This window comes from Methanobacterium formicicum DSM 3637 (assembly GCF_000302455.1).
Lineage (GTDB): Archaea > Methanobacteriota > Methanobacteria > Methanobacteriales > Methanobacteriaceae > Methanobacterium > Methanobacterium formicicum_A.
Genome location: NZ_AMPO01000004.1, coordinates 131,415 through 147,833, shown reverse-complemented (window position 1 = coordinate 147,833; position 16,419 = coordinate 131,415). Strand labels below are relative to the sequence as shown.

Here is a 16,419-nt window from a genome sequence, read left to right as displayed (position 1 = left end):
AACACAACAAAAAAGCTTAGATTATTTATCTATCCGGCTGGTTTTATTCACCCATTCAATATAATTTAGCAAGCCTTCATCAATACGCACTTTAGGTGACCATTTAAGAAGTTTATGAACTTTTTCAATATCAGCTAAGGTTTCCCTCACATCCCCCTTCTGTTTTTCTAATTTATTAATCATTGCTTTTTCACCAGTGAACTCTTCTAGTTTTTCTATCAATTCAGAAATACTAATCTGATTACCGCCCCCAATATTGAAGATTTCTCCAGCAAATTCACTCTCTGCTGCCATTAAATTAGCTTTAATCACATCTTTGACATAAGTGAAGTCTCTTGTTTGACTACCATCCCCATAAACTTTTATTTCTTCTTTATTCAATATAGCTTTGGTGAATTTGTTAATAGCCATATCTGGCCTCTGTCTGGGACCATAAACTGTGAAATATCTAAGAGATACAGTTGGTACATTGTAATTCTTCCAATAAAGATATGTTAGGTGTTCGGCAGATAATTTACTGACTCCGTATGGGGAAACAGGCTTTAATAGACTTTTTTCATTCATGGGAAGGTTAGAATCGCCATATACTGAAGATGAAGATGAATAAACGAATTTTCTAATCTCAATATCCTTATAAAAATCTAATAATTTTTGAGTGGCTTCTATGTTGTTTTTGGTGTAAATATGAAAGTTTTCACCCCATGAAGCCCTTACACCCGCTTGAGCTGCTAGATGAAATACATAATCTACTTCTGGAAACTCGCTAAAATCGAGAATATCTTTTTTTATTAATCTGAAATTTTTTTGTTTTAAAGAGTATCTTATATTTGATTTTTTGATTTTTGTAGCATAATAATCAGTAAAACAATCTATTCCCACAACATTATATCCTAAATCAAGTAAATAATCGCTCAGATTACTTCCTATAAAGCCTGCACATCCTGTAACTAGAGCTTTCATATAAAAAGTCTATCCGTGACATATTTATATATTGCTATTAGATTAATAATAGATTCTGAACAATTTATTGGTAGGGATAATATGAAAATTACAGTTATTGGGGCAGGTTATGTGGGTTTAGTTACAGCTACTTGTCTTGCAGATTTGGGTAATAATGTTTTATGTGTTGAAAAATCATCATTTAATCTTGAAGAACTTAATCTGGGAATGTCACCAATCTGTGAACCTGATCTGAATGAAATGCTTCACACAAACCTTGATGAAGGTAAAATGAGATTTACTAACGATATGGACGAGGCTATTGATTTTAGTGATGTTATTTTTGTATGTGTTGGAACTCCGCAGGGTAATAGTGGAAAAGCTGATCTATCACAGATTGAAGAAGTTTCAAGACAGATTGCTAAACGAATGAATGATTATAAGCTCATCATAGAAAAATCAACTGTACCTGTCAACACTCATAAACTGATTAAGAGAACTGTGAAAAGATATGCTCGGAAAGATTTGGACTTTGATGTAGCCTCCAATCCAGAATTTTTGCGTGAAGGATACGCGGTTTATGATTTCATGAATCCTAATCGCATAGTTATAGGTATTGAAAGCGAAAGGGCAGGAAAGATATTCAGAGAAATTTACAAGCCTTTCACAGAGAAAGGAACTAAACTCTTTATAACGAAGACACCTGCTGCAGAAATAATCAAATATGCATCAAATTCTTTTTTGGCCATCAAAATATCTTACATCAATATGTTAGCAGATCTCTGTGAAAAAGCAGATATTGATGTAAATATGGTTGCTGATGGTATTGGTGCTGATAAAAGGATAGGAAGGGACTTTTTAAACGCAGGAATTGGATATGGAGGGTCTTGTCTCCCCAAAGATATCAGAGCATTTATTAATATAGCAGAAGATTATGGTCTAGATTTTGAACTTCTCAGGGCAGCAGAGAAAATAAATAAAGATAGGAGGAAAAAATTTCTAGATAAAGTTGAAGAATTGCTTTGGATATTGAAGGATAAGAACATAACAGTCTGGGGATTGGCTTTTAAACCTGATACAAATGATATTAGAGATGCTCCTTCAATTGATATAATAAATGGGATTATGGGTGCTGGAGCTAAATTAAGATTGTATGATCCAGAAGCTGCAGAAAATTTTAAAAAATTATTCCCTGAGAATGATTTCATAACCTATTATGAGGACAAATATGAAGCTCTGAAAAATTCTGATGCTTTAATCATAATTACTGAGTGGAATGAATTCAGAGAGGTTGATTTAGATCGAATAAAGAAGCTAATGATACTTCCTATAATTATTGATGGTAGAAATATATATGAACCCGCTTTAATGGAGAGTAAGGGATTTGAATATTATAGTGTAGGGCGATAGTTTAACAGGTTAACACTATTATAATATCTCATCTATTAAATCTAAAAACTTCGTTCCAGGATTTTGTGAAGGAATTTCAATATAATTTTTATTTACTTTTTGGTGAAATTGAGACAAATCATTTGTTAATGATAATTTCTTCAGATAAATTCTTAGTTCATCTAAATTATCAAAGGAACGGCATATTCCTAATTTTTCGAAATCATCTGTTTGATATGGGTAATATCTTAATTGAATACATATTTTTGAATGTAATGCTGCTTCTATAAGTGTGGTTGAATTAAATGAAATGAATAAATCTCCTTTTCTAAAAGAAGTTATCAATTTTTCTTTTTTTGGGCTAAATCTTATATTCTTAAGATTGGATTTTAATTTTGCAATGTCCTCTTCAGGGTGTGGTCTATAAATAAAATTTAATCCCAAATCATTACATAAATCATGAAGTTGATGGATGGTTTCTATTTTAATGTCTAATGAATCTTCAGCATCTTTAGCATAGTGTTCATAATCTTCGCTTAGATAATAAACAGTTTTTGGAGGGTTTCCTGTGTTGTTAATGATCCTCAGTTCATTAGGAAATCCTAATACTTTTATAGCTTTTTTGTCTCGAATTTTTTCATCTAAATAAATATTTTTAAAATATTCCCCCCAAACAAATAAGTAGTCCGAATATTTACCCGTTGGAAGCATATGTTTTGCTTGGTATATTCCATGTTGAATCTCTACTGTAGGAATACCAAGTTTTTTGCTCACTAATATTAGTGCTCTACTTGGTGGGAGAGCATCATCATTTAAAACAACCACATCTGGATTTAAATATTCAAAAACTTCTGTTAATTTATCTATACCTCTTTGGAGCTGTTCATCATTATTATTGATTATTCCCATATTTAAGTCCAGATAAACATTATCAAAAACAGGATAGTACATTGTCCTTTTAGATATAAAGTCCCAAATTGCGCTTGTTTTTATTCCAAGGATGATTGCATTTTTTTTGGAAGATTCATTAATGATAGAATTATATCTGCCAATACCATTCTGGAATAAAATTGTTTTTTCTTTTTTTTTTGATAATGGTGAAAAAAGCGTATAATTGGTCCTAAAGGTTTTTAATCCAATTTTTATCAAAGGATTTTTATAAAGTTGGGAGTAGTTCTTTAAATAATCTAAAATTAAAGAATGCATGTCTGTTCCTTCTTTCATGTACATTTCTTGGTATTCTTCAAATAGAAACCACCTTAAATCCTTCTTGATTTTTGTCATGTAATTATCACTTATTTTTAAATTTTATAAGATTGATTATTCATTTAGAGATTATTCATTATAAAGTCTTAAACACCTATCTTTTCATTGTACTAGTTAATTTATTATTCACTACTATCAACAAAACATATTCTTAACTTAAACATCTGATGTCCAATGACCTTATTATTGTTTAATTAGTATTAAATTATTTAAGATGTATGTAGCAAAGAGTGCAGTTAATTGTAAATTAAATGTTCTTTCCACCCCATGAATAAATCTTCAAACCATGAATTTTACCATTAGTAATTTCTTTATAACTTATGAGGGTTAAGTTGCTGGAATCCCCCCAGACAAAGTAGTAAGTTATGTTATTGGCCATTAATTCATTTTCTAACTGTGAAGAGTTATTAATATTCTTGGGTAAGCCATAATACTGACTATTCAAATAATAAGAAATTTTATTAGTTTCTGACCAACCATCATTTGATGCAATATTCCCGTGTATTCCATAATTATTCTTCAAGGTTTTACTTAATTGTTCACCATCTGTTTGGGGATAGGTAATCAACCCGTACACTGGAGTTAAAATGAAAGATCCCATTAAAATTATGATTAAAATATTTCTTAATTTCGCACTAAGAACTTTGTTTTTATATAAACTGCTTATTAAATAAAATCCCCAGATCATCAATAAAATGATCACAGGCCAAAAAAAGCGCTCTTGGATGAACATTAAGATGTATCCTGCAGAATAAAGAGAAATAGTAATCAGTAAATAGATTAATTTTGTTTTAAAATATTTTTCAGTATCTTGTTTGAGAATATAGTATAAACTAATGATTATTATTGCTATGGACAATATTGAATAGTACTCTATCAGGAATAGGGTAAGGTAAAGATTGTTAATGATATTTTTTATTTGAAATTCGAAATTTTCCCATGATTCAAAAGGACTCCAATCTTTCAACTTAATTATAGATGGGTCTTCCCAGACACTAGTGGCCGTAGGATTAGGCGGTTTTATAAGGCCTAAAGAATCTCCCTGATGTTTTAGGTAATCTGGGCCAATAATTGCATGATTATAGTTTATTGCAGTACTAATCGTTGGTTTATCATATTTTTCACTCAAAGCACCAATCCATATTCCACTAATTATGAAAAAAACTGCTAAACCAATAATTAAATTTTTTTTAACCTGCATCTTATTGATTTTACAGCCTTTAAAATAGTATAATATGTTGAAAAAAATAAAGTGGACAATGAAAAAAGGTAAAATATATGATTTGCTTAAAAAAGCAAGAGCTCCAATTAAACCACATAATGCTCCGCTTGTTGAAGTGGTAGGATAACTGGATTCAAAAATGAAACTAAAATAATAAATAAGGAGGCATGCTACCAGTAAATCAGGGGTGTCATAAAATATTGCAAAAAACAAAATCATAGGAATTGAAGTGATGAGTAAATATCTTTTCATCAGCCTTTGCAACTTGAAAGTAACTGCTAACTTGTTAATTCCAATGATTGTAAAAAACCCAACAATTAAAGATACTATCCTGGTTACATATGATGCATTAAATGGATTATAAAATAATAACAGGATTGGTGTCATTAACCATGAGTATAATGGACTCCAGACTCCATTAATGGCATTTGCCCAGTCTCCATTAACATATTTCAAGGCAATGGAGATATAGGAAATCCCATCAGCGCCAAGATTAAAATGGTAATAAATAATGGAAAATATCGCAAGGACTGAATATATAATTAGAACTATACTTAAATCCAAATTATCATATAGAAAATTCTTTTTTCCATTAAAAACCCCTAAATAATAATAGTATATCAATTTTGTTTAATTCTCATTTTAATTTATTACATAAATTCTCAGACCCGAAATTCTGCCATTTGTTATTTCATTATAATTTAACAGGTGAACATTAATGGGATCACCCCAAACAAAGTAGTAATTTATATTATTGGCTAGCAATTCATTTTCCAATTCAATAGAGTCATTAATATTTTTAGGTAGCCCATAGTACTGGCTATTCAGATAATAAGCAATTTGTAGAGTGTTTCCCCAATTCCCATTTGATGCTATATTTCCATGCACTCCATAGTCATTTTGTAATGTTTTACTCAGGTCGTATATTCCATTGTCGGTATGGGGATAATTAATCAACTCATAAGCGGGATTAAAGATGAAAGAAAACATTAAAATGATTATAAATATGTTTCTAATTCTTATACTGATACTCTTATTATCATATAATTTTTTTGCCAGATAAAAACCACATGTCATTACTAAAATTATTATAGGCCACAAAAATCGTTCTTGAACCATTATTAAACAATAACCTCCAGTATAAATTCCAATAGAAATTAATAGATAACTTAAATTCTTTTTAACAAATTCAGGAGTATCTGATTTGAGAATAAGGTATAAACTAGTTATTATAATTATCAAAGATAATAATGAGTAGTATTCAATCATTATTAGGGTTCGATAAAGATTTTCAGCAATAATATTTAGTTGATAATCAAAATTGTGTAATGATTCAATGGGACTCCAATCTTTCATTTTTACCAAATAGGGATCATCCCATGTGCTTGTTGCATTTGGATATGGTGGTTTTATAAGTCCCATAAAATAAACTGGATGATCGGGATAGTCAGGACCTATAACTTCATGGTTATATTCATTTGCAGTACCTATGGTGAGTTTATCATATTTTTCACTTATAGTCCCTATCCAGATTCCACTAATTAACATAAATACCATCAGACCAAAAAATAAGCTCTTTTTAATATTGGCTTTTTTAAGTTTTCCTCCTTTAAAGTAATAGATTAAATTGAAAAGGATAAAATGAACCAGGAAAAAAGGAAAAATATAACTTTTACTCAGAAAAGCCATTGCCCCAATAAAACCGCATAATGCACCATTTGTCCATTTGTCGGAATAATCTGGTTTGAAGATTATACTAAAATAATATGTAAGTAGGCAGACAACCAGTAAATCGGGGGTGTCATAGATTATTGCGAAAAATAAAACCATTGGAATTGAAGTCACTAGTAACGCTCTTTTAATGGTGCGATCTAACTCAAAAATAGAACTCAAGTGGCTTATGCCGATAATTGTAAAAAACCCGATGATTAATGATACAATCCGGGTGATGTATGTTGCGTAAGCTGTATTGTATCCAATTAACATGATGGGTGTCATTAACCATGAGTAAAGTGGACTCCAAACTCCATTGATGGCGTTTACCCAATCACCATTTACATATTTTAAGGCTATGGATATATATGAAATACCGTCGGCTCCCAGATTAAAATGGTAAAAATTAAGGGAGATTATTGCAAGAATAGAATAAATAATTAAAACAATGCTCAAATCAAGATTGTCAAGAATAAAATTTTTATTTCCCATTAAAACCCTCAAATGTTACTGTTATTTTCCAATTTATCACTTAAACTTTCCATATAATATCTTGATTAATGCCTATTCTTGTTTTGTAGTTATTTCTGATTAATTCCATCAAAAAATCCCCGATAATAGGTCAAGAATAGTTTTTGATTTCTATAATAAATGATAAGCACAATAGGGAATATAAAAAATCCTATTATCTGATAAGTAACAAAAAAAGCATAATCACTCCGATTAGCCCATTTTTTCATAAAAATCCAGCGGTTACGGGTTATATAATACAAACCTGTTGGTTTACTCATTCCCCCGCCTGATTGGGAAACTTTATGCCATATTTCGGCAGTGGGGACGTATAAACTTTCATAACCTGCCTGGTTTGCTCTTAATGTCCAGTCACTTTCTTCAAAGTATAAAAAGTATTTCCTATCCATCAAACCTATTTTCTGGATAACTTCAGTTTTAATTAAGAATGCAGAGCCACTTACATATTCAACTTTTCTTTGTGTATTAAACTGCCCCTGGTCCAATTCATTGGCGCTGATTTGTATTCCCCGGCTTAATTTCCAGGATATTTTGCATCCTGCACTCCAGATTACATCTGGATTATCGTAAGAATAGATTTTAGGGCCTAAAATGCCAATTTCTCTATTATTTTCTCCAGTTTTAACCAGTTCATCCAGGAAATTTTTCCCCACAACAGTATCGTTATTTAAAAGTAGAATGTAAGCAGGATCAAGGTTATTTAAGGAAAATCGTATTCCAATGTTATTTCCTTCAGCAAATCCATAGTTTTCTTTGTTTTTTATTAAAATTAGAGAATCAGAATCATTATTGCTGAAATTTTGATGATTGATATTTTCATTTATATTTTTATCATTATCAAATTCCTGAAGGAATATTGGTTTATTCATCAGGTTATAATCAAAAAATTCTGATACGATCTCTAATTTGCCTTTACAATATTCCCTTATTTTAGATAAAGACTCATCATTAGAGTTGTTATCAACTAAAACAACTGAAAAATTAGGGTAATTAATGTTATAAACAGATTCCAGACATTCTATGGTGTCTTTCCACCCATTAAAGTTCACAATAATTATTGCAACCCTTGGATATTTCATAATAATCACTAGCATTTAATAGAGGACAATATTAAGGGGCTTAAAGTTCTATTAATCTTTTAAAAGAAGATTAATTTATTTTAACTTTTTTCTAAGCAACTTATTTTCCTTTTGAACCAGATAGATCTCTCTTTTTAAAAGGCTTATCTGGGTTGCTACAAATCCAAATATTAATATCTGGATCCCTGAAAGAATAGTCACAACCATGAACAGCATTAATGGTCGGGTAGGGTCTAAGCTACCAATTAAATATAAATAAAATAGGTATATGGCACTAACTATTCCAATAACACATAAACTTAGTCCCACTATTCCAAAAAGCATCATTGGTTTTTCGTAGAAGGTGAATAAAAGATGGGATATTGTTGTTGATTTGATCTTTACCTTTGATTCACCATATTCTCTTCCTTTAAGAACTACTGGGATTTCTTTTATTTTATAACCAACCGCGTTGGCCTTTGAAAGTATTTCGGGGTTAATTTCAGTTCCAGGAGATTCTAACTCTATGGAATCTAAGACTTCTCTCCGGTATGCTCTTAAAATGCCTGTAACTGTACTAATGTCTCCTGTGAGTGCGTAACCAACGATTTTGTTGGCCATTTTGCTTATAAATAATCTATGAAATGGTATTGATTCTGTTTTACCCCCTGCCATGTACTGTGACCCAATTACAATGTCAACCGCAGCAGAATCAAGTGTTTCAATTAATTTAGGAATGTATAATGGATCGTAGCTTAGATCTGCATCCAGAGTAATAACTACATCCCCCGTGGAATATTCAAAACCAGTGATAAGCGCTCGACCCATTCCCATGTTAATAGGGTGTTCTAAAAGGATGATTTGGGGATTAGCAGAAGCATACTCTTTTACAATGTGGCTGGTATTATCCTGGCTTCCATCATTTACAACCAGAATTTCGTATTTTTCGTAATAGTTTTTTAGAACGGCCGCTACTGTTTGCAATGTCTTCCGGACATTTTCTTCCTCATTATACATGGGGATTATTACAGAGATCTTCATATACAACAATTAGAGTTTTAATTAGTTAATATAAATTTCTAATGAATTTATTATAGAATCAATTCCATTGTATATATCCCTTTGAAAAACTAGAAACAGAAGATTAAGACGCAAGTACTCAAGCGAGCTATTTTTAATTTTCTGGTTATAAAAAGCAACAAAATCTTTTAAAATGATGTTTTCTTAAATCTAAAGACAAAAACTAGCATAACCAGATTGAAAAAGCTCCATGAAATTATATCTTATTCAAGGTCTTGAAATGTTTAGGTAATGGTTTCATTTTGGCTGGTGCACCTATTGCTAAATAGAATGGTGGCACGTCTCGGGTTACAATGGCCCCTGCAGCAATCATGGCTCCTTCTCCAACTTCAATTCCTGAAAGAAATGTTGAGTTTGCCCCAACTGATGCACCTTTTCGTATTATGGGACCTTTGAGTTTATAATCTGCTCTTAACGGGTATCGGTCGTTGGTGAAGCAGGCGCAGGGTCCTATAAAAACATGATCTTCAATTAAAGTATTTTTAGGGATATAAACATTAGATTGGATGCTGATGTTATTCCCAATTTTAGTGTGGCCTTCAATCACACTGTTGGTTCCCAGAAGTACTTTATCCCCAATGGTGGTTTTTTCCCGGACCAGTACACCATGTCCTGTTTGAAAATCATTTCCGATTTCTACATCATTGTAGATTACGGTGTTTGAACGTAGTAAAGCGTTTTTACCAATCAGGGGTGGTTTAGATCTGAATTTATAACTGACTCCCAGTGTTACATTCTCATGCACTTTAGGTTTGTCAATATTATCTTCAGAGTCTACTCCAAAAAACATATTTTTGAAATTGACTTTCTCACTGGAACCCCATGGGTTTTTGAATAGTGCCATAATCCCTCAAATTTTATCTATAAATCCGATTTTCAGTAATTAGGGTAATTAATATATTATTTTACTGATACTTAATCTATTTTGCCATTGATTATGGCTACTATTAATAGTACATTGAATAATAATATTAACTATGGTATTTTTAATAATTGTTCTTTGGATACTGTGTTTATGATAAAAATGAACTATTGTAATCAAAATATGGAATAAATCCAAAATCAATTACCAATTGGATAAGTTATTATTAGTTCTTAATTTGTAATCAAAAATTAATTGATTCAAATATGTTTGAAGTATTGTATTTTCTCAAATCATATTTATAATTAAGTTGGGTAATTTTCCAAGCTGCTTGGCCCATATAATAAATTGTGTATCCGTTATTTTTCCATTGAATGACATCTTCAGCGCTTACCATGTAAACATAACCAATGTTTTTTTCATGATCCCAGTATGAAACGTATATCTGTTTGGGATCACTTTCTTCCCCGTATATTTGGGGGTTCTTTTGGGAGTTTTTTGACATATAACGTAAAATAGGATAGTATTCACCGGTTAATATAACAGAATTATTGAAGTTGGTGTTAATCACTTTTTCTAGTGTGGTGGTTAACAATGCACGGTCATCTGCATCACTGAAAACAATTCCCTTTCCAATTATTTCCGATGTTTCAAAGGTCAGGCTGACTGAAATAAAAGAGTTTAAAATTAAAAAAATGCATAAAATATTGAATAATCTTTTACTGCCAATTTTACTTAAGAAATACAGTGCAAAGGGAATTGTTGGGAGTAGATAAGCCGTATCATATGGACTGCCTATGAATAACACAATTATGAGAAAAACCACAAATAATGCGAATTTCATGTTATTATCTGTTTTAATGGCATAATAAGCTTTTTTAGGTGATTTAATTAATAACAATATTAATATTAAAACAGCAAGTAACCCAAAGGAGGAAATAAAACTCCCCAATACGGTGTTTAAATCAACAACTGTGGTATAAAAACTGATAAAACCTATTCCATACTGGAAAAGTAATGGTGAGAACAAGGTAATGCCCACAGCTAATGATGCAAATAAAAAGTATAATCCTTCCTTTATTTCATTTTTGGTGAGTATAATATAAATAAATGGGATTAGAAGTACGGCTGATGTTGGTCTGGAGGCTATGGCCAACCCCATCATCAATCCTGCCATTAAATATCGTTTTTTGATTACAAAGTACCAGCTAATGATTATAAACGTCACAGCCCACATATAATCCATGGTAATAACACTGTTAATCCATATAATTGGTAAGAATGCAAATGTAATCACTATGAGTCCTTTATTTTCAACTTCAAGTTCTTTGAGTATTTTGGCAAATACCAGAACAGAAATTAGGGTAAGGATCATGGTGAGGCTGTTGGTTGCCAGCCACCCATAGTTTATAACAAGAGAATTAACGTATTCGGGTAAAGGATATCCTGGAAAACGTGAAGTATGATAGATCAGGTAGTGATTTAAATCAAATGCAGAGTTTGCTATCCTCCAGGCATCGGGGTCATTTCCAAAACCCAGATTTAGAAATGGAATCCGGGATATCAAAAAAACAATAATAAAAATGATAATGTAGGGGTATTTCGTATAATCAAGTTCAATCAATGATTTTAGGTAATGTTTAATCATTTTGATACCAGTAATTTATTTTTAATTTTATTTTTCCTATTAATTTGATATTTTACTGTTAATTCTATTTGGTAAATATTTAAATTCTAATGGTAACTATCAATATAGGTAATACATAACATTAAATAAATCATTTATTATAATTGGGATTAAGATGTTAAAAAAAGAGACAGCTCTAACTCTTCTTATCATTTTCATCATATTTATGATTGGATTTTTAGTGAGGCTGGAGTCAACACAACTATCCGGTATTTCTGAGGATAAAAAGTCTTTTTACCAGGATCAGTATGGTCTTCCCTATTTTTATGATATGGACTCTTACTACAATTATCGCTTAACTAAAAATTACATTGAACATGGTTATTTAGGGGATGAATTAATCAATGGTACGGAATATGATTTGCACTCCTATTACCCTCCCGGTGTGCCTATGGATTATCCTCCATTGATCGCATATTTAGCAGCAACTATTTACAATATCCTGAATATATTTGCTAAAATTCCGCTTCTGGTAATCTGCTTTTGGACACCTATATTCATTGCTCCTCTTGCCGGTATTGTGGCATATCTTTTCCTTCGTAGATTCACTAATAATTATGGTGCTGCCACCGCAGGAATATTAACAGTTATTGTGCCCTTTTATTTCATGAGAACTGTTCCAGGATGGTTTGACACGGATATGTTTAACTTAATATTTCCATTTCTGATTGTTTGGTGTTTTTTTGAAGCTCTTAACAGTGACAGGAAAGCTGGAATTTTATTAACATTAGCCTCAGCATTTTTCATGTTCTTATTTTCAGCGGCTTGGAATGGATGGCAATATTTATTTTATGTGATGTTAATTTTTTGTATCCTTTTAATCACTTTTGGGAAGATTACAGGACAATTAAACAGACAAGCCCTTAAAAAAATTAGTTACAGTTCACTATTATTTTTTATAACATCCCTTGGTCTGATCTGGAGTTTAACTGGCTTTCAAAATATTTTAAAGCTCATATTATCTCCATTTGAATTAGTTTTATTGGGAGGCGGATCTTTAGGGTATCCCTGGCCCAATGTGTATATTTTGGTTAGTGAACTTCAGATCCCATCTTTTGGTAGTATAATGGGAGGTTTAGGACCTTCACTGTTGATTCTTGCCATTATAAGTATTATATTTTTCATGATACTTCTTATTAGAAAAAATAAAACAATAACTAAAACAAATAAAATTAAACTTTTATACATGTTCAGCATCTTTTGGGCATTATGTGGCTTTTTATCACTTTTAGGTGGGATAAGGTTTATTTTACTACTCGCAGCTCCCTTAATTATTCTAATTGGTATTTTTGTGGGTTTGATTGTAGATAATTTAAGTTTAAAAAATCATAGATTAAACCGGTTAATTCCAATTTTGATGATTGTTTGCATAGTTTTACCTTCATTGGTAGTTGTTAATGATAATTATAATAATTTAAACCCTAGAATGAATGATGATATATGGGAAACTGGGATTTGGGTGCATAATCATACGGATAATAACACGGTAGTCATATCAAGTTGGGTATATGGTCATTTTTTCGCAGCAATTACTGACCGTCCAGTAGTTTTTGATGGAAGGCTTGGTTATATCGAAAATATTCCAATAAAGAGTTCTGAAAATATTTATCTTAATAGTTCTCCCAATGTATCCCGCGAATATTGGATTGATAGGGCTTTCTATACCAACAACGAGAGCTTATCTAGGGGTATTTTTAGCATGCTTGCTACCAGTGGTGACATGGCCTATTTGACTCTTAATAAATATAATAATAATAGTTCAGAAGATGTAGAAATCTTAAATTTTATATTAGGAGTGGATAATAAAACAGCAGAATATATTCTTGAAAATAAATATAATTTAACCCCCGAACAGGCTTCTAATGTACTTGAATATACTCACCCTAATAATACTACTCCTTTTGTGGTGATAACAATGAATGAAATGATTTATGGGGGCTACTGGATATTTAAGTTTGGAGGATGGGATTTTAACACTGATAAAGGTCTTAATCCATTATATTCTTATGGAAATCTAAAGATTGATAATTATACAATTAAAAGTGATGATGGTGTTGTTGGTGACCTGAAGTCTAATGTTATAGTATGGAATAATGTAACCCCTTATTGTGTTATTAAAGTTCAAAATGGGGTTGTGGAAAAATATTATGAAAATGAGAGCAGTAACTTCTGTATAATATTGCAAATGGATGATAATTTATCGGTAGTGTTAGATCGTGATTTTGAAAATTCTATGTTTGCCCGGATGATCGTGGAAAAGAATGAAACTTCTTTATTTAGGCCTCTTTATCGCAAGAATGGGGTTGTTGTATGGGGATCAACCTAGATGATACCTTAAATAATCACTTATCAATCTTTATTATATCCCTAAATATTCATAAAAAATTTATTAAACTTAATCTAAATATTCTGTGGGAGTTGAAATGGATAAAAAATTGTTTACCACCATAGCCATTGTCTTGCTGATTTTTTCCATTGGTTTTTTCTTGAGAGTGGAAACCACAAATCTCAATTCAATTCCAGATTCTCAAAAATCTTTTTATCAGGATCAAAACGGCCTCCCTTACATGTATGAACTGGACTCATACTACAACTACCGTTTAACCGAAAACTATTTGGACCACGGATATTTAGGTGATGCAATAATTAAAGGCATGGACTGGGACCTCCACTCTTACTATCCTCCCGGAGTCCCCATTGACTATCCTCCTTTAATAGTTTATTTAACAGCATTTATCTACAAATTCATCAACTTATTGGGAGATGTGCCCCTCCTTGTTATATGCTTCTGGCTATCTGCATTTATAGCACCACTGGCAGGAATTGCAGCCTATTTCTTTGTGGGTAGATTAACCAATCAATACGGTGCAGTTACTGCTGGTATTTTAACCGTCACTATCCCCTACTACTTTGTTCGTACAGTCCCAGGATGGTTCGATACAGACATGTTCAACTTATTATTCCCATTTTTAGTGGTTGGCTTCTTTTTCCTGGCACTGGATAGTATAAATAAACCCGGTAAAAAGGCACTAATTTTTTCAAGTCTAACAGCAGTGTCCATGTTCTTATTTGCGCTGGCCTGGAATGGTTGGCAATACCTCTTTTACCTCATTGTTATCTTCTGGGCTGTATGCATTCTAGTAACTAAGTTACGGGGTGGAATAGTAAAAAATCACCTATACAACCTGATATTATTCTTTGCAGGGACCTTAATCTTAGTAGGGCTATTCACAGGATTAATAAACATTTTTAAACTAGCATATAGTCCAATTCAACTTCTTAATTTATCTACTGGCAGCGCATCCTGGGCTGATTGGCCCAATCTTTACATTTCAGTTTCAGAACTAACTAAACCTTCTATAGAATCAATTGTTTCACGTATAGGAATTGCACTCTTTGCCGGATTATTCGGACTGGTATGGACTTTCAGAATACTGTTAAATGACAAATTAAGCCAAAAATTCTTGAAGAGAATTAACTGGATGTCCTTTTGGTTCCTGGTTTTATGGACCATTGCCGGTTTTGTTGCATTGAATAATGGTGAAAGATTCATGATCATGTTAATCCCACCTCTGGTGGTTAGCACCGGAATCATGATTGGGATCTGCATTGAATACATAAGCTTATTGAAAAACAGCCAAAAAATCCATATTTTTAAAAGAAATCCCTACATTCTCAAAGTTCTTTCTATTTTAATTGTGATATTAATAGTACTCCCTGGGATATGGGCTAGTGAAACCAGTTTTAATCTAATTCCCGGAACTAATGATGATATCTGGGCTGCTTCAGTTTGGATAAATAATAACACATCAAATAACACGGTCATTATAGGTGACTGGAACAATGGTCATTTATACACTGCTATCGCAGATCGCCCGGTTCTTGAGGACGGCAGAATGGGATATATAGAAACATTACCGGTTCGTAACTTTGATGATCTATTCCCCTATAAAGATAAATCTCCCAGTATTTCAAGGGATTACTGGATTAATAAAGCATTTGTAACTGATAATGAGAGCCTTTCAGTAGGTATCATGCGTATGTTATCCACCAGTGGGGATCAAGGTTACATCACACTGGACCTGTTTGTGGGAAACACCAGTAAAACTGTGGATATCATGAACAATATATTGGGTCTTGATAAAGAAAGTGCTCGCAGTCTACTTTTAAATGATTATAATCTAAGTAATAATCAGGCTGATGAAGTTTTAAAGTATACTCATCCCGAAAATCCGTCTCCTATGGTTGTGGTTACCAATGATAAGATGATTGGTATTGGGCACTGGATATTCACGTTTGGTGGGTGGAACTTCACTGGAAATTCTTCTAATAATTATATTTACTCATCTGGAACTGTGAATATGACTTCTGATTATCTTAACTCCAGTAATGATGTATTCATGGATTTTAAAACAGAAAATTTAACCTGGGAAAATGAAACACCTTATTTTGTGGAATTCATTGATAACGGAACCATTGTAAAGCGTTATGTTAATTCCAGTAGTGATTTTGGTGTTTTCATCATTGATCATAAAAAAGCAGTAGTACTGGATAAACAATTTGAGAATTCTATTTTCACCAAGTTAGTCATCGAAAAAAGTAATTCTACTGTGTTTAAACCTTTATTTTATCGTAATAAAGCAGTGGTTTGGGGAGTTTGATGAATGTAAAT

11 protein-coding genes are annotated in these 16,419 nt (G+C 32.0%); 3 read left to right on the top strand and 8 right to left on the bottom strand.

Translation table 11 applies throughout. The features are described from left to right. Positions 1-21: 21 nt before the first annotated feature. The gene (locus tag A994_RS06070; protein WP_004030481.1) at positions 22-960 is read right to left on the bottom strand and encodes a GDP-mannose 4,6-dehydratase; all 939 of its coding nucleotides are present in this window, start codon (positions 958-960) and stop codon (positions 22-24) included. An 81-nt stretch (positions 961-1,041) separates the two neighbouring features. Here A994_RS06070 and A994_RS06065 point away from each other — a divergent pair, with 81 nt between their 5' ends. Then, complete coding sequence (locus tag A994_RS06065) at positions 1,042-2,349, top strand: UDP-glucose dehydrogenase family protein (RefSeq protein WP_004030480.1); 1,308 nt, start codon at positions 1,042-1,044, stop codon at positions 2,347-2,349. 18 nt (positions 2,350-2,367) lie between these two features. Here the strand turns inward: A994_RS06065 and A994_RS06060 are convergent, their stop codons facing one another. From A994_RS06060 to A994_RS06030, 7 genes are all read right to left on the bottom strand, one after another. Next, positions 2,368-3,612: a CDP-glycerol--poly(glycerophosphate) glycerophosphotransferase gene (locus tag A994_RS06060; RefSeq protein ID WP_004030479.1), complete on the bottom strand. Its 1,245-nt coding sequence runs from the start codon at positions 3,610-3,612 to the stop codon at positions 2,368-2,370. 229 nt (positions 3,613-3,841) lie between these two features. Beyond that, positions 3,842-5,272 carry a hypothetical protein gene (locus tag A994_RS06055; protein WP_004030478.1) on the bottom strand — a complete coding sequence of 477 codons (1,431 nt, stop codon included), beginning with the start codon at positions 5,270-5,272 and terminating at the stop codon, positions 3,842-3,844. Between the two features lie 186 nt (positions 5,273-5,458). Continuing rightward, positions 5,459-7,021 (bottom strand): hypothetical protein, encoded by a 1,563-nt coding sequence (locus A994_RS06050; RefSeq protein ID WP_004030477.1) that lies wholly within the window; start codon positions 7,019-7,021, stop codon positions 5,459-5,461. Positions 7,022-7,110: 89 nt separating this feature from the next. Next, the gene (locus A994_RS06045; protein WP_004030476.1) at positions 7,111-8,139 is read right to left on the bottom strand and encodes a glycosyltransferase family 2 protein; all 1,029 of its coding nucleotides are present in this window, start codon (positions 8,137-8,139) and stop codon (positions 7,111-7,113) included. Between the two features lie 75 nt (positions 8,140-8,214). Beyond that, positions 8,215-9,159: a glycosyltransferase gene (locus A994_RS06040; protein ID WP_048204100.1), complete on the bottom strand. Its 945-nt coding sequence runs from the start codon at positions 9,157-9,159 to the stop codon at positions 8,215-8,217. Positions 9,160-9,394: 235 nt separating this feature from the next. Then, the gene (locus A994_RS06035; RefSeq protein ID WP_237739708.1) at positions 9,395-9,988 is read right to left on the bottom strand and encodes an acyltransferase; all 594 of its coding nucleotides are present in this window, start codon (positions 9,986-9,988) and stop codon (positions 9,395-9,397) included. A gap of 316 nt (positions 9,989-10,304) precedes the next feature. Continuing rightward, on the bottom strand, positions 10,305-11,627 hold the full coding sequence (locus A994_RS06030) for a hypothetical protein (RefSeq protein ID WP_192812700.1): 1,323 nt from the start codon (positions 11,625-11,627) through the stop codon (positions 10,305-10,307). 235 nt (positions 11,628-11,862) lie between these two features. Between A994_RS06030 and A994_RS06025 the strand changes: the two genes are divergently transcribed. Then, the gene (locus tag A994_RS06025) at positions 11,863-14,073 is read left to right on the top strand and encodes an STT3 domain-containing protein (RefSeq protein ID WP_004030472.1); all 2,211 of its coding nucleotides are present in this window, start codon (positions 11,863-11,865) and stop codon (positions 14,071-14,073) included. Positions 14,074-14,170: 97 nt separating this feature from the next. Beyond that, entirely contained in the window at positions 14,171-16,408 is a 2,238-nt protein-coding gene (locus A994_RS06020; RefSeq protein WP_004030471.1) for an STT3 domain-containing protein, read from the top strand. Positions 16,409-16,419 lie beyond the last annotated feature (11 nt).

What these genes read in the sequence shown, in the direction of transcription:
- A994_RS06070 (WP_004030481.1), bottom strand. Translation starts at nt 960, where the DNA reads ATGAAAGCTCTAGTTACAGGATGTGCAGGCTTTATAGGAAGTAATCTG.
- A994_RS06065 (WP_004030480.1), top strand. Translation starts at nt 1,042, where the DNA reads ATGAAAATTACAGTTATTGGGGCAGGTTATGTGGGTTTAGTTACAGCT.
- A994_RS06060 (WP_004030479.1), bottom strand. Translation starts at nt 3,612, where the DNA reads ATGACAAAAATCAAGAAGGATTTAAGGTGGTTTCTATTTGAAGAATAC.
- A994_RS06050 (WP_004030477.1), bottom strand. Translation starts at nt 7,021, where the DNA reads ATGGGAAATAAAAATTTTATTCTTGACAATCTTGATTTGAGCATTGTT.
- A994_RS06045 (WP_004030476.1), bottom strand. Translation starts at nt 8,139, where the DNA reads ATGAAATATCCAAGGGTTGCAATAATTATTGTGAACTTTAATGGGTGG.
- A994_RS06040 (WP_048204100.1), bottom strand. Translation starts at nt 9,159, where the DNA reads ATGAAGATCTCTGTAATAATCCCCATGTATAATGAGGAAGAAAATGTC.
- A994_RS06035 (WP_237739708.1), bottom strand. Translation starts at nt 9,988, where the DNA reads ATGTTTTTTGGAGTAGACTCTGAAGATAATATTGACAAACCTAAAGTG.
- A994_RS06025 (WP_004030472.1), top strand. Translation starts at nt 11,863, where the DNA reads ATGTTAAAAAAAGAGACAGCTCTAACTCTTCTTATCATTTTCATCATA.
- A994_RS06020 (WP_004030471.1), top strand. Translation starts at nt 14,171, where the DNA reads ATGGATAAAAAATTGTTTACCACCATAGCCATTGTCTTGCTGATTTTT.